We start from the raw sequence: 13,722 nt of genomic DNA on the forward strand, positions 1-13,722 counted from the left end.
GTCGAAGGGGCTGGCGGCAGGGCGCCCGAATCCGTGGCGACGCGAGGCGCCATCGGCCCGAATGGACGACTGGCGCCCGCTACGCTTTCAGAGCGTCCTTTTCGCCATCAACCGCACATCGCCCAGACCGCCGGCCAGGCTTGAAGCGCAGCACCTTTTTCTCCAGCAGATGCCAGGACGCGGCCGCCAGCGCAAACGTCACCGGAACGGTGATGGCCAGGAATTCGAGATAAGGCGTCTCCCTTCCCATGAGCGCGACCTCGATTTGCTGCACGGGCCACGCATAGATGTAGACGCCATACGACAGATCGCCGAATCGCGAGAGGTCGCGCATGCCAATCCACGACCGCGTGCCGATCGCAACCGTCAGCGGCGGAACGATCAAGGCAAGGCCAAGCTTGGTTTGATCGATGCGTAGCAAGGCATAGCCTGCCAGCGCAAGGACGAGACTCGGCAAGGCGGTGCAAAGGATCGGATACGCTCGCAACAAGCTGCCTGCCGCGAAGAAGAGCCCGAAGTCCGCCAGCATGCTCGGTCCCAGCTGCGCACCCGTCAGCACGAAACCGCACAGCATGCCGATCGCCAGGACGACGGCTGGACGTCGGGTGGCAACGCCGGCCAGGAGAAGCAGCGCGTAGCAGCAGACCTCGTACTTGATCGTCCAGAGAGATCCATTCGTGAGATGCCTGGGGTTGTCGGGAAAACCGGTCAACCCAAGCGCACCGATCACCGCCCACGTCAGCGGAATCGACACGCACAGGGCCGGCAGCATCCGCAAGGTTCGGCGCACGCAAAACCGGAGAATGTGAGGATCGTTCAGCCAACTGGACGTAACCAGATAGCCGCTGATCGAGAAGAACACGAGGACACCCAGGTTGCCGAACGAGTGATCGCCGACGAACATCGGCTCTCTGCGCCCCGATAGCGCGAACTGGTGGCTGATCAGAACGAGCAACGCCCCCATCAGGCGCAGCGCATCGAAATTATTGCGCGCGGGCGTGTGCATCCTCGCTCCCTCCCGGATTCCAGCCATGGAACGCGTGACGCCATGCAACGCCGACACAGGCATTGCGCTCGATGCGCGTCACGGTGGCGGTTGCACGAAGCAGGCCGCCCCACCCCGACACGGCAGTTTCTTGGCAGGGTTGTGCCGACCTTGCCGGCACAACCCCAAGCAAGGCCACTCCCGCTACAAGATCCTGATCTCCTTCAGCCAGCGCTCCACGAGCCCAGGCCACAGTTCCACGACGGGATGCGGCGATGGACGCAGACCGAACGCGTGGCCGCCATTGGCGAACAAGTGCACTTCGGCCGGCACGTCCGCGTCGTGCAGCGCCTGCGCATACAGCGTGCTGTTGCAGACGTCATCGACGGGGTCGTCCCAGTTCTGCAGAATGAACGTCGGCGTGGTGCGGCTGGTAACCTTGAAGCCGGGATTGAATTTTCCATCGCGGCACAGGTGTCCTGGATACGCCGCAATCGCGAAGTCGGGCCGACTGCTGAGCCTGTCCGCCGCATCGACCGGTGCGTAGCTCGATTCGAAGATGTTGCTGGTCTGCGCCACCAGAAACCCGCCGGCGGAGAAGCCGATCACCCCGATGCGCTTGGGATCGATGTGCCATTCGGCCGCATGCGCACGCACCAGCCGAATCGTGCGCTGCGCGTCCTGGAAGGCGAAAGGCTCCTTGGGCGTGACCGCGCAATTGCACGCCTTGTCGTAATGATGATTACCGCCCGGCACACGGTACTTGGAGAGGATGCAGGTCATCCCGCGCGAGGTGATCCAATCGCAGATTTCCGTCCCTTCCAAGGTCATGGCCAGCATGACGAAACCGCCGCCGGGGTACACCACCACGGCCGCACCGGTATTGGTTCCCTTCGGCGGGTAGACGGTCATGGTGGGCACACTGACATCGAAAATGCCTTGCGAGCGATTGCCGCCCAGTGCCTTGGGATCGTCGTGCGTCGACACGCTTTCAGGCTTGCGCGTGGTTTCCTTCGCGTCCGGCACGGCATGCGGCCAGATCGGCATCTGCACCAATCCCTCCGGCGCCTGCCAGATTCCGATCGTTGGCGCTGGATCGGGAGTCGCGGCGCTCGGCGCCGCCGGCGCGGCGCACGCTACAAACAACGAACCTACTACACACGTCATGCGCCACAGGATTCGATTCACTTCCATGCCTCCCGAAATTGGTCGGCGCTATAGTGTGATCCGTCAGGCGTGCGCGCAAAGGATGTTATCTCTTGGCAGCTTCAAGCAAATCTAATGTCAAGGCCATGGGGATGGCGGTGTCGTTGAACGCCCTGAAGGCCTTTGAAAGCGCCGCGCGGCACCTGTCTTTCACCCTGGCCGCCGAGGAGCTGTCGGTGACACCGGCCGCCATCAGCCACCAGGTGAAATCGCTCGAGGAGCGCCTGGGCGTTCGCTTGTTCCGTAGAACCTCCAAGGGCTTGCTGATCACCGACGAAGGCCTCGCCCTGGTCCCGACGCTAAGCGACACCTTCGCCCGGCTTGGCAGGATGCTGGAACAGTTCGAGCGCGGCCACCGCCGCGAGGTGCTGACCGTCAGCGTCGTTGGCACGTTCGCAGTGGGATGGCTGCTGCCGAGGCTGGAAGACTTCGAGCAGCTCTATCCGTTCGTCGATCTGCGCCTGCTCACCAACAACAACCGGGTCGATGTCGCCGGCGAGCGCCTGGATTTCGCGATCCGTTTCGGCGATGGCGCCTGGCATGGCATGCAAGCGGAACATCTGATGGATGCACCGCTGTCGCCGATGTGTTCGCCGACGCTCGCCGAACGCCTGCAAACGCCGCAGGACCTGCGCAGCGTCCCGCTGTTGCGCTCCTACCGTTCGCAGGATTGGGCGGCGTGGTTCGACGCCGCAGGCGTGGCGCCGATGCCGGCGCGCGGCCCAATGTTCGATGCCTCCGCGCTGATGGCGCAGGCGGCCATCGACGGATACGGCGTGGCATTGGTGCCGGCGCGCATGTTCGAACGCGATCGCGACAGCGGACGCCTGGTCCAGCCGTTTCCCGTGGCGGTGAACACCGGCGCCTACTGGCTGACCGCGCTGAAGAGCCGTCCTGCCACGCCGGCGATGGAGGCATTCAAGCGATGGCTTCTGTCGTATTCATCCCAAGGCCGTGCTTGAAGGCTCTCGGGCTGCATTCATTGCGCTCAGCACTTGGCGTGGTCCGTGTCCTGCACGATCAGCAGCGGCGCGTTGATCTTGGCAGCACCGCGGCGAAGGCAAGCTCTCCTCGCACAGACGCGCGCAGGTGAACTCGCGGTTTTGCAGCGGCCGCTGACAGTCGATGCCTCGGCCCGCTCCGCCAAGAACTCCTCCGGCTGCTCGATCGAGCGCCGGTACCGCGTCGCGCAGTTCATGCCGCCCCTCATCGGCTCGGACGCGCTTGGTCAGGCGCGCTCATCGACCGCACGCAGCAATACCAGGTTCGCGCAGTCTTCCGACTCGAGCACCCGACCCGCGGTCGGCGTGTCGATCATGATGCCTTCGCCGAACTCCGACCGGAACCACTCTCTTGAGGCCAGGCCTTCCTCCGGCGGGAAATCGCCGGTACTGACGACAAAGAGCACTCGCGATGGGAGTTCGTCATCGTGCCACTTGACTAGGTCGCCACGACGAACGGGAATCGCTGTACCGGGATAACAAGGCTTGGCCATGGCTTGCTCACGCCTGGATCGAGCCGCGCCGCAACGCGGCGTCGGTCGGATGAATCGCCGGAGACGGACCTACTTCCCCGGCACCGTAAACGTCACCACCACATTCGCCGGCGCCTGCTGGAAGCGCGTCGCCACCGAGCTCTTGCTGAGCTGCACGACCTGCTCCGCGGCTTGTGCAGCACGCCCTGGAAACTGACCGTGACCTGGACCAGCGAGCCGTTTGCCCAATTGAAGCCGATCGCCGGTTTGCTGCCGACCGATTTCTCCAGGTCGCCCGCCACCTCCTGCGAATGCGCGTACGCATTCTTCACCGTGTCGACAGCACCGCATGCGGTGAGCGCCAGCAACCCTGGCGCGCAAAGAACACGCAATTTTATCGTGCGCTCCCAGGTCGTCGAACTATTGCTTCTGCGCCGTCGCGCTCGCCGACGCCGCACGCGGCGGCGCCTGCTTCACGTAGCGGTCGAACCATTCCAGCATTTCCGCCACCACGTCCTCGTTGGATTCGCGCGCGGTGTACCAGTGCGGTTCGAACGGCAGCAGCACCAGCCGCGCGGTGCCGCCGTTGCCGCGGATCGCCTGGAACAGGCGCGGCGCCTGGGTGGTCTCGGTGCCGGGATTGGCGTCGTCCATGCCATGCACGATCAGCAGCGGTTCGTTGATCTTGTCGGCATGGAAGAACGCCGAGGCCTGCGCGTACACCTCCGGCGCCGCCCAGAACGAGCGCCGCTCGTTCTGGAAGCCGAACGGGGTCAGGGTCTTGTTGTAGCTGCCGCTGGTGGCCACGCCGGCACGGAACAGGTCGGTATGCGCCAGCAGATTGGCCGCCATCAGCGCGCCGTGGCTGTGCCCGGTGACGCCGATGCGGTCGCGGTCGACCACGCCCAGCGCCACCGCCTTGTCCACCGCCGCCTGCGCGTTCTCCACCAACTGCTGCAGGTAGGTGTCGTAGGCGTTCTTGGGGTCGCCGACGATCGGGAACGCGGCATCGTCGATGATCGCGTAGCCGGCCAGCAGCAGCAGTTGGTAGGAAGACAGGCGAGTGAAATCGCGCTCGTTGGCGCCGCTGACCTGGCCGGCCTTGGAGGCTTCGGCATAGTCCAGCGGATAGGCGTAGAGGATCGCCGGCACCCGCGTGCCTTCCTTGTAGCCCGGCGGCGTATACAGGGTGAAGGACAGTTCCACCCCGTCCTTGCGCGTGTAGGTCACCAGCCGCTTCTTGATCTGCCGCACCAGCGGGGTCGGGTCGGGAAAGCGCGTCACCGGCGCCAGACTGGAGGCGACCACCGCCTCGCCCGCCGCCGCGGCCGGCTGCGCCTGGCCCAGCGTGCGCAGGTAGACGTTGGGCGGCTCGCTCGGCGACTGCCGCCAGGTCAGCAGGCGGGTGGTGTCGTCGCCGGCGAATCCGGCGAAGGCTTCGTCCACCGTGGCCTCGCTGCGGAACAGGCGCTGGGTCTTGCCGGTCGCCAGGTCGTAGCGGTCCAGGAACGGACGGTCGCCGGCCGGGGTGGCGCCCTGCCCGTTCAGGAACAGCGCGCCGTTGTCCTCGTGCAGCACGTACTCGCCGTTGGCCAGGCGGCGCAGCTCGGGGTTGCCGGGATCGGCGTGCAGGTCGTCGGTGGACAGGTCGAACAGCACGCGCCCAGGCGTGCCGGGGCGGTCAGCGTCCAGCAGCGTGGTGCGGCGCCAGTGGCGGTTCTCGTCGTATTCGTCCAGCAGCGCCTGGCCGCCTTGCGCGAACCAGGACAGGCCGGCATAGCGCTGGGTCACCTTGGCCAGTTCGCGCGGCTTGCCGGTGAACGGCGCCGACAGGGTCAGCAGCCGATCGCGCGCGGGAACGGTCGCCTTCCAGTCGCCGCCGTCCAGCGCTTCGGCCCAGACCAGGGTGGCCGGCTGGTTGGCGCGCCAGCCATAGGCACGCGGCCCGGTCGGCACGCCCTGCACGGGCACCCGATCGGCGACCGGCAACGTGACCAGCACGCGTTCGCCGCCATCGGCCAGGTCCAGGACCGCCACGTCGTGGGCGAAACGGCCGTAGGTGGTGACGTAGGAATACGGCCGCTTCAGCCGCTCCACGCGTATGTGGCGGCCGTCGGGCGCGCCATCGACCACGCTGTAGACCGCCGGCGCGCCGACCTTGGTCTGCTTGCCGCTGGCGGCATCCACGGTGAGCAACTGCGAGGTGGCGTAGTAGGTGAACAAAGCCTCGTCCTCCGGGCTGGACAGCGTGTCGCGCGCCTCGTAGGTGCTGCTCTCGCCCTTGCCCTGGATGCTTTCCTTCACCTCCGGTCCCGGCGGCACCGCCTGCTTGACCGGCGCCGGCCCCAGGTCCTGCGGGACCGTCCGCACCAGCAGCGTGTCGCTGCCGCCCAGCCACTGGATCTCACCGCCCAGCACCGGGTTGAGCTGCACGCCGTCGATGCGCCGCACCGCGCCGCTGGCGACGTCGCCCAGCCACAGTTCGACGCGGTCGGCGGCGGTGTTGTTGAAGGCGAAGCGACGCCCGTCCGGCGACCACACCGGCTGCGCCGGGCAGGCGCCGGCCGGCAGGGTCACCGCGGTCTGCTTGCCGCTGGCCACGTCGACCAGCGAGAAGCCTTCCAGGCAGGCCCGGATGCCGTAGCCGTTGGACATGTCGTGGCGGGCGTGGGTGCGCGGTTCCACGCGCACGCCGGCCAACCTCAGGTAGGGCTCGGCGACGCGCGCGATCGGCGGATACTGGGTGCGTTGCACCAGCAGCAGGGTCTTGCCGGTGGGATCCAGCCGCGGCGAGGGATTGAGCGGCGCGCGCATCACCCCAAGCAGCGGCTCGGGCGGCTGCCGATAGCCGCTCTCCGCGGCGCTGGCGGCCAGAGGCAACAGACTGGCGAGCGCCAGCCCTCCGATCCAACGGTACGGCGCGCGCGTCATGCTGTGTCCCCCAATCGATGGCCGCAAAAACCTAGCACACCCGCGAACGGTGGCGCGCGGGAGCAAGGTCATGGCCCTGTCGCCACCGATGCGGCGATCGAGCGACTGCACCTGGCCGAGGCCGAGCCGAATGGCGACGACGCGCCGCCGAGGCCGGCTGTCGCGCGCGCAGTCGTGGAATGGTCTGCGGCGCGCGGCCGTCACCGCCGCGCCAGCGTGGCGCCTTCGGCCCATGCGCTGGCGTAGCGCCCGCGTGCCCCGCGCGGGCAGGTCCGGAACTAGGGCGTGTCACCAATCCCCGAGCATGTCGCGGGGAGTGGTGACACGCCCTAGGGGGCGGCCTTGCTGGTCTCGGCCACGATCTCGCACTTGGCCTTTTTGCTCTGCTCGCCGGCGCAGTACTTCTTCGCCGCGCGCCGCGCCTGCCAGGCGCTGCTGCCCTCCGATGCGTACAGCTTGCCATCCTCGCCCAGCGCCATCGCCGCGTGCGGCTGCTGATGCACGTAGGCGAAGCAGTCCGCCTCGCCGCCGCATGCCTGCAGCACGGCCTGGCGGGCATCGCTGCGACGCGTGCCGCCGCTGACCGCATAGGCTTTCTGCCGAGTCCCGTTGTAGCCCAGCGCATTGAAGTACCAGTACACGGCGCGACCGCCACTGCCGGCCGAGACGACCACGTCGCAGCGGACGCCCGGCTTGGCGAGCTCGCATTGCCGCAGCGCCGCTTCCGCCGTCGGGGCATAGCCGATGACGTCCTCGTCCGAGGCGGCGAAATAGAAGTAGTCGTCGTAGAAACTCACCACCAGGCACGACGGACCGCAATCGCGCGCGGCGGCGGCCTTGGCCTCATCGGCGTCGCTGTAGTTCCATACCGAGCCCATCGCCCGGGTCGCCGGATCCAGCGCGACCGCGCCGGCCAGCCAGGTGCACTGGCTCTGCATCACCGGCTGATTGTTGTACATGCCGACCACCACGTCCTGGCAGGACTGCCAGGCCTTGGCCGAGCCGGACCACGCCAATCCCGCCGCCAGCAACAGCAGCAAACCCCATATCCGTTGATGCATCGTGCGCTCCATGCTCGTTCCAAGCCGCGCAGTCTAACCCTGTCGCCGCCGCATGCACGGCCCCGCGAACGAAAAACGCCGGGCAAGCCCGGCGTCTTCTCGCTCACGGATCTCGAGCGATCAGCCCAGCAGGTGCGCCACGCCGCTGCGCTCTTCTTCCAGCTCGGCCAGGGTCTTGTCGATGTACTTCTGGCTGAAGTCGTCGATCGGCAGGTCCTTGACCAGCGTGTACTCGCCATTGGCGGTAGTCACCGGGAAGCCGAACATCACGCCTTCCGGGATGCCGTAGGAGCCGTCGGACGGCACGCCCATCGTCACCCACTTGCCGTTGCTGCCCAGCACCCAGTCGCGCACGTGGTCGATGGCGGCGTTGGCGGCCGAGGCGGCCGAGGACGAGCCGCGCGCCTCGATGATCGCCGCGCCGCGCTTGCCCACGGTCGGGATGAAGGTGCCGGCGTTCCATTCCTGGTCGTTGATCGCGTCGGCGATGGAGACGCCGTCGGCGGTGGCGAAGCGGTAGTCCGGGTACATGGTCGGGCTGTGGTTGCCCCACACCACCAGCTTCTCGATGCCGCCGACCGGCTTGCCGAGCTTGAGCGACAACTGGCTCAGCGCGCGGTTGTGGTCCAGGCGCAGCATGGCGGTGAAGTTCTTCGGGTTCAGGTCCGGCGCCGACTTCATGGCGATGTAGGCGTTGGTGTTGGCCGGATTGCCGACCACCAGCACCTTGACGTCGCGCTTGGCCACCTTGTTCAGCGCCGCGCCCTGCGCGGTGAAGATCTTGGCGTTCTCCAGCAGCAGGTCCTTGCGCTCCATGCCCGGGCCGCGCGGGCGCGCGCCGACCAGCAGGGCGATGTCGGCGTCCTTGAACGCGACTTCGGCGTCGTCGGTGCCGACCATGCCGGCCAGCAGCGGGAACGCGCAGTCCTCCAGCTCCATCATCACGCCCTTCAGCGCGGCCTGGGCCTTCTCCATCGGCAGTTCCAGCAACTGCAGGATCACCGGCTGGTCCTTGCCCAGCATGTCGCCGGAGGCGATACGGAACAGCAGGGCATAGCCGATCTGGCCGGCGGCGCCGGTCACAGCAACACGTACGGGTGTCTTCATGGGGGGTTCCTCTGCTAAAAAAGGGATAAAGGGTCAGTAGATGCGGTAGCCGAGCGGCTGCAGGTGCGCGTCCAGGGCGGCGGGGTCATAGCCGTCGATCACGTGCTGGCCGATCACGGTCACCGGCACGTTCTCGCGGCCCAGCGCGGCGGCGGCCAGGCGGCCGTCCTCCTGGTCCACGTCGAGCACGCGGTAGCGGACCTGGCCACGTTCGAAATCGGCCTGTTGCCGGCGGCAGTAGCCGCACCATTCGGCGGCGAGCATGACGATGCCGGCGTCGCCGGTCAGCAGGCGCGGGTCGCCGGCGGCCAGTGCGGCCGACGGCGCCGAGGCCGCACCGCGCCACCACGCGTGCACGCCGCCGCCGATGGCGAGCAGCAGCAGGCACAACACAAGGGGACGCATCGTCATCGGTGGTCGGGTGCGGCAGTCAACCGGGAAATGGTAGCACGCAGGGTCCGCGTGCCCGGCCCTGGGACCGGGCGCGCGGACAGCGCCGGATCAGGCGTCGAGGGTGCGGTTCCACTCGGCGACGCGGTCGGCCTTGGCCGCCAGCACCGCGTCGGCATCGCCTTCGATGGTGATCTTGTTGATCGCGTCGCCCTGGGCGACGCTGTCCACCACCTCCAGGCCCTCGATCACCTTGCCGAACACGGTGTGCTTGCCGTCCAGCCACGGGGTGGCGGTGTGGGTGATGAAGAACTGGCTGCCGTTGGTGCTGGGGCCGGCATTGGCCATCGACAGCACGCCGCGGTCGTGGCGCACGCCGTTGTTGGTCTCGTCCTCGAAGCGGTAGCCCGGGCCGCCACGGCCGGAACCTTCCGGGCAGCCGCCCTGGATCATGAAGTCGGCGATCACGCGGTGGAAGTTCAGCCCGTCGTAGAAGCCGCGCTTGGCCAGGTTCACGAAGTTGGCCACGGTCAGCGGGGCCTTGTCGGGATACAGCTCGATCTTGATTGGGCCGCGGGCGGTGTCGAAATGGGCGATCAGGGACATGGGATTCCTTGGAAACGGGGGCGTCATGAGGGGCGCCTAGGATACACGGCGCCTTGTTCAGGCTTCGCCCGCGCCCGCCGCCGGCACCTGAACGGGCCCGCCCGGCCTGCCGCCGCGGGGCGCCGGCAGGCGTCACGGGATCCGGGTATACTAGGTGGCTTCCTTTCCTTCCTTCTGGCGCCGGCTGGCCCCCTTTCGCATGTCCATCGAAAATCTTCGCAATATCGCCATCGTCGCCCACGTCGACCACGGCAAGACCACCCTCGTCGACTGCCTGCTGAAACAGTCCGGCACCCTGTCCGAGCGCACGGTGCTGGCCGAGCGCGTGATGGACAGCAACGACCAGGAAAAGGAACGCGGCATCACCATCCTGGCCAAGAACACCGCCATCACCTGGCAGGGCAACCGCATCAACATCGTCGACACCCCCGGACACGCCGACTTCGGCGGCGAGGTGGAGCGCGTGCTGTCGATGGTGGACACCGTGCTGATCCTGGTCGACGCGATGGACGGCCCGATGCCGCAGACCCGCTTCGTGACCCAGAAGGCGTTCGCGATGGGCTTCAAGCCGATCGTGGTGGTCAACAAGATCGACCGCCCGGGCGCGCGCCCGGACTGGGTGATCGACCAGGTGTTCGACCTGTTCGACAAGCTCGGCGCGACCAATGAGCAGCTCGACTTCCCGATCGTCTACACCTCGGCGCTGAACGGCTACGCCTCGCTGGACGACAGCGCGCGCGACGGCGACATGACCCCGCTGTACGAAGCGATCATGCAGCACGCGCCGAAGCCGGACGTCGACCCGGACGGCCCGTTCCAGATGCGCATCAGCCAGCTGGACTACAACAACTTCGTCGGCGTGATCGGCATCGGCCGCATCCAGCGCGGCGTGCTGAAGAAGAACATGCCGGTGGCGGTGATCGACCGCGAAGGCAAGAAGCGCCAGGGCAAGGTGCTGCAGGTGCTGGGCTTCCTGGGCCTGGAGCGGATCGAGCAGGACAGCGCGCAGGCCGGCGACATCGTCGCCATCTCCGGCATCCAGGAACTGACCATCTCCGACACCGTGTGCGCGCTGGAGGCCCCCGAGGCGCTGCCGCCGCTGACCGTGGACGAGCCGACCATCTCGATGACCTTCCAGGTCAACAACTCGCCGTTCGCCGGCAACAAGGACCTGTCCGGCGGCAAGTTCCTGACCAGCCGCCAGCTCAAGGACCGGTTGGAGCGCGAGACCGTGCACAACGTGGCGCTGAAGGTGCAGCAGTTGGAAGACGCCGACAAGTTCCTGGTCTCCGGCCGCGGCGAACTGCACCTGTCGGTGCTGATCGAGAACATGCGCCGCGAGGGCTTCGAACTGGCGGTGTCGCGTCCGGAAGTCATCATCAAGGAGATCGACGGCAAGCTGATGGAGCCGGTCGAACAGCTGGTGGTGGACATCGAGGAGCAGCACCAGGGCGGCGTGATGGAGAAGCTGGGCACCCGCAAGGGCCAGCTCAAGAACATGGAACCCGACGGCAAGGGCCGCGTGCGCCTGGACTACATGATCCCGGCGCGTGGCCTGATCGGCTTCCAGAACGAGTTCCGCACCCTGACCCAGGGCTCGGGCCTGCTGTTCCACGTGTTCGACCATTACGGCCCGAAGGAACAGGGCGCGATCGCCAAGCGCCAGAACGGCGTGATGATCGCCAACGCGCCGGGCGCCACCCCCGCCTACGCGCTGGGCCCGCTGGAAGAGCGCGGCCGCCTGTTCGCCGCCGAAGGCGACAACGTGTACGAAGGCCAGCTGGTCGGCATCCACTCCAAGGACAACGACCTGACCGTCAACGCGATCAAGACCAAGCCGCTGACCAACATGCGCGCTTCGGGCAAGGACGATGCGATCAAGCTGACCCCGGCGATCAAGTACACGCTGGAGCAGGCGCTGGACTTCATCGAGGACGACGAACTGGTCGAAGTCACCCCGAAGGAAATCCGCCTGCGCAAGAAGCACCTGACCGAGAACGAGCGCAAGCGCGCCGGTCGCGCGGGCTAAGCGGCAGCGCACGCCCATGGCCGCCGACAAGGCGTACAACCCGGATCCGCACGCGCATCCGGGCCTGCACCTGATCGCACTGCTGGAGGCCGGCAAGGGCCTGCTCGCGGTGTTGGCGGCCACGGGGCTGGAACTGATGGGTCCGGCCCCGCTGCGCGCGGGCGTGGACAAGCTGATCGTGCGTTTCAGCCTGGACCCGGACCATGGTGCCCTGCCCTCGCTGCTGACCATGATCAACCCCGGCGCGGTGCACCTGGCCGCCGCCGGCATGCTCGCCTATGGCGTGCTGCACATCGTCGAAGCCTGGGGCCTGTGGCGCGCCAAGGCCTGGGCCTCGATGCTGGGCTGCGTCTCCGCCGCGATCTATCTGCCGTTCGACGTCTACGCGATCGTGCGCCACCCCGGCTGGGCCGCATGGGCGGTCCTGGCGATCAACCTCGCCGTGGTCGGCATCCTGGCCCGCGACCTGATCCGGCGCCGGCGCCGCCCCGCGCGCTGAGCGCCGCCGGCCCGCATCCAGTCCGCCCCCTGTCTCCCTGTAGGAGCGGCTTCAGCCGCGACCTGAACCGTCCGGCGGCATCAAACTGCCCGGACGCTGTGTTGCGGCGGCGGTTCCGGCTGCATGGTGTCGCGGCTGAAGCCGCGCCTACAACTGCGGCAGATGCGGCGCCCGATGCGTTCGCGGACCACATCGGCGTACGCCGGGCGCTGGCCCACGGACACCACCCGACAGCCCTACTCCGGCTCCGGCCTTAGCGCCGACGACTCCTGCGCCACTTCCGCCGCCGGCGTGCCGTCCTCGGCGCCAGGCGAACGCATTGCCGCCGAATCCATGGCCGCGGCCGGCGCCGGACGCGCTGGCCGCTCCGCTTCCGACACGATCTCCGCCCGCGTCCGCGGCAAGGCGTACGGATGCTCGCGGGTCAGGAAGTCGATCATGCGCTCGCGCACGATGCAGCGCAGGTCGAAGGCATCGCCGGAGTTGCGCGCGCTGACCAGCAAGCGCACCTGGATCGTGCGCTCGCTGGTCTCGGTCACCTGGGTCACGCAGACCTGGCCATCCCACAGCGGCTCGCTCTTGCAGATCCGTTCCAGCTCGGCGCGCACCTGCGCGATCGGCGTGCGGTAGTCCAGCCACAGGAACGCGGTGCCGAGCAGGTCGGCGCTGCTGCGCGTCCAGTTCTGGAACGGGTTCTCGATGAACCAGGTCAGCGGCACCACCATCCGCCGCTTGTCCCAGATGCGGACCACCACGTAGGAACTGCCGATCTCCTCGATGCGGCCCCACTCGCCCTCGACGATGACCACGTCGTCGAGCCGGATCGGCTGGGTCAAGGCGATCTGCAGGCCGGCGATCAGATTGCCGAACACCGGCTTGGCGGCGATACCGGCGACCAGGCCGATGATGCCGGCCGAGGCCAGCAGCGTGGTGCCGATCTGCCGCACCGCCGGGAAGGTCAGCAACACCACAGAGGTGCCGAGCAGCACGATCGTGCCCATGACCACGCGCGCCAGCACCCGGGTCTGGGTCTGCACGCGGCGCGCGGTCAGGTTGTCGGCCACCTCGATCGGATAGCTGCGCAGGATCGCCCGTTCCAGCGCGGCGACGCCGCGGACCAGCAGCCAGGTCACGCAACCGATCATGCCGATGTGCAGCAGGTGCTGCAGGTCGGTCAACGCGCGCTCTTGCAGCGGCGTGGATTCCAGCGCGAAGCTGAGCAGCAGCATCGGCAGCAGGAAGGCCATCGGCACGCTGACCACGCCGATGATCCGCGCACGCCGGTAGTCGCGCCCGCGCATGCGCTGCGCGATGCGCAACAGCAACCACCAGGCGAGGAAGCCGAGTACGACCGCGGCGCCGATCGGCAGGGTGTAGTCGCGCCACGGGATCCAATCCAGATCCAGATTCAAGATGCGCTCCTTGATGGGGGGA

12 protein-coding genes are annotated in these 13,722 nt (G+C 67.6%); 3 read left to right on the forward strand and 9 right to left on the reverse strand.

What is annotated here, in order from left to right:
- Positions 1 to 79: 79 nt before the first annotated feature.
- Both AB3X07_RS17675 and AB3X07_RS17680 read right to left on the reverse strand, forming a co-directional pair.
- Positions 80 to 1,006, reverse strand: coding sequence for an acyltransferase family protein (locus AB3X07_RS17675; protein WP_369940006.1), 927 nt, complete (start codon positions 1,004 to 1,006; stop codon positions 80 to 82).
- A 183-nt stretch (positions 1,007 to 1,189) separates the two neighbouring features.
- Complete coding sequence (locus AB3X07_RS17680) at positions 1,190 to 2,032, reverse strand: alpha/beta hydrolase (protein ID WP_369944798.1); 843 nt, start codon at positions 2,030 to 2,032, stop codon at positions 1,190 to 1,192.
- Between the two features lie 263 nt (positions 2,033 to 2,295).
- Between AB3X07_RS17680 and AB3X07_RS17685 the strand changes: the two genes are divergently transcribed.
- The gene (locus tag AB3X07_RS17685) at positions 2,296 to 3,153 is read left to right on the forward strand and encodes a LysR family transcriptional regulator (RefSeq protein ID WP_369940008.1); all 858 of its coding nucleotides are present in this window, start codon (positions 2,296 to 2,298) and stop codon (positions 3,151 to 3,153) included.
- A 266-nt stretch (positions 3,154 to 3,419) separates the two neighbouring features.
- On the opposite strand, the gene AB3X07_RS17690 is transcribed toward AB3X07_RS17685, so the two are convergent.
- The 6 genes from AB3X07_RS17690 to AB3X07_RS17715 form a co-directional block, all read right to left on the reverse strand.
- On the reverse strand, positions 3,420 to 3,686 hold the full coding sequence (locus AB3X07_RS17690; protein WP_369940009.1) for a hypothetical protein: 267 nt from the start codon (positions 3,684 to 3,686) through the stop codon (positions 3,420 to 3,422).
- 399 nt (positions 3,687 to 4,085) lie between these two features.
- The gene (locus AB3X07_RS17695; protein WP_369940010.1) at positions 4,086 to 6,596 is read right to left on the reverse strand and encodes a prolyl oligopeptidase family serine peptidase; all 2,511 of its coding nucleotides are present in this window, start codon (positions 6,594 to 6,596) and stop codon (positions 4,086 to 4,088) included.
- A gap of 329 nt (positions 6,597 to 6,925) precedes the next feature.
- Positions 6,926 to 7,657, reverse strand: coding sequence for a DUF4189 domain-containing protein (locus tag AB3X07_RS17700; protein WP_369940011.1), 732 nt, complete (start codon positions 7,655 to 7,657; stop codon positions 6,926 to 6,928).
- A 120-nt stretch (positions 7,658 to 7,777) separates the two neighbouring features.
- Positions 7,778 to 8,764: a malate dehydrogenase gene (locus AB3X07_RS17705; RefSeq protein ID WP_369940013.1), complete on the reverse strand. Its 987-nt coding sequence runs from the start codon at positions 8,762 to 8,764 to the stop codon at positions 7,778 to 7,780.
- A 33-nt stretch (positions 8,765 to 8,797) separates the two neighbouring features.
- Entirely contained in the window at positions 8,798 to 9,169 is a 372-nt protein-coding gene (locus AB3X07_RS17710) for a glutaredoxin family protein (RefSeq protein ID WP_369940015.1), read from the reverse strand.
- A 96-nt stretch (positions 9,170 to 9,265) separates the two neighbouring features.
- The gene (locus tag AB3X07_RS17715) at positions 9,266 to 9,760 is read right to left on the reverse strand and encodes a peptidylprolyl isomerase (protein ID WP_369940017.1); all 495 of its coding nucleotides are present in this window, start codon (positions 9,758 to 9,760) and stop codon (positions 9,266 to 9,268) included.
- A 199-nt stretch (positions 9,761 to 9,959) separates the two neighbouring features.
- On the opposite strand from AB3X07_RS17715, the gene typA reads away from it, so the two are divergent.
- Entirely contained in the window at positions 9,960 to 11,789 is a 1,830-nt protein-coding gene (gene typA / locus AB3X07_RS17720) for a translational GTPase TypA (protein ID WP_369940018.1), read from the forward strand.
- Positions 11,790 to 11,805: 16 nt separating this feature from the next.
- Positions 11,806 to 12,288 (forward strand): DUF2127 domain-containing protein, encoded by a 483-nt coding sequence (locus tag AB3X07_RS17725; RefSeq protein ID WP_369940020.1) that lies wholly within the window; start codon positions 11,806 to 11,808, stop codon positions 12,286 to 12,288.
- A gap of 236 nt (positions 12,289 to 12,524) precedes the next feature.
- On the opposite strand, the gene AB3X07_RS17730 is transcribed toward AB3X07_RS17725, so the two are convergent.
- Positions 12,525 to 13,694 carry a mechanosensitive ion channel family protein gene (locus AB3X07_RS17730; RefSeq protein WP_369944800.1) on the reverse strand — a complete coding sequence of 390 codons (1,170 nt, stop codon included), beginning with the start codon at positions 13,692 to 13,694 and terminating at the stop codon, positions 12,525 to 12,527.
- Positions 13,695 to 13,722 lie beyond the last annotated feature (28 nt).

It is taken from the genome of Xanthomonas sp. DAR 35659 (genome assembly GCF_041242975.1).
Lineage (GTDB): Bacteria > Pseudomonadota > Gammaproteobacteria > Xanthomonadales > Xanthomonadaceae > Xanthomonas_A > Xanthomonas_A medicagonis.

Bases quoted from the DNA above. Each gene is read 5' to 3' on its own strand.
- AB3X07_RS17705 (WP_369940013.1), bottom strand. From the start codon at position 8,764: ATGAAGACACCCGTACGTGTTGCTGTGACCGGCGCCGCCGGCCAGATC.
- typA (WP_369940018.1), top strand. From the start codon at position 9,960: ATGTCCATCGAAAATCTTCGCAATATCGCCATCGTCGCCCACGTCGAC.
- AB3X07_RS17675 (WP_369940006.1), bottom strand. From the start codon at position 1,006: ATGCACACGCCCGCGCGCAATAATTTCGATGCGCTGCGCCTGATGGGG.
- AB3X07_RS17690 (WP_369940009.1), bottom strand. From the start codon at position 3,686: ATGGCCAAGCCTTGTTATCCCGGTACAGCGATTCCCGTTCGTCGTGGC.
- AB3X07_RS17680 (WP_369944798.1), bottom strand. From the start codon at position 2,032: ATGCCGATCTGGCCGCATGCCGTGCCGGACGCGAAGGAAACCACGCGC.
- AB3X07_RS17710 (WP_369940015.1), bottom strand. From the start codon at position 9,169: ATGCGTCCCCTTGTGTTGTGCCTGCTGCTGCTCGCCATCGGCGGCGGC.
- AB3X07_RS17715 (WP_369940017.1), bottom strand. From the start codon at position 9,760: ATGTCCCTGATCGCCCATTTCGACACCGCCCGCGGCCCAATCAAGATC.
- AB3X07_RS17695 (WP_369940010.1), bottom strand. From the start codon at position 6,596: ATGACGCGCGCGCCGTACCGTTGGATCGGAGGGCTGGCGCTCGCCAGT.
- AB3X07_RS17700 (WP_369940011.1), bottom strand. From the start codon at position 7,657: ATGCATCAACGGATATGGGGTTTGCTGCTGTTGCTGGCGGCGGGATTG.
- AB3X07_RS17725 (WP_369940020.1), top strand. From the start codon at position 11,806: ATGGCCGCCGACAAGGCGTACAACCCGGATCCGCACGCGCATCCGGGC.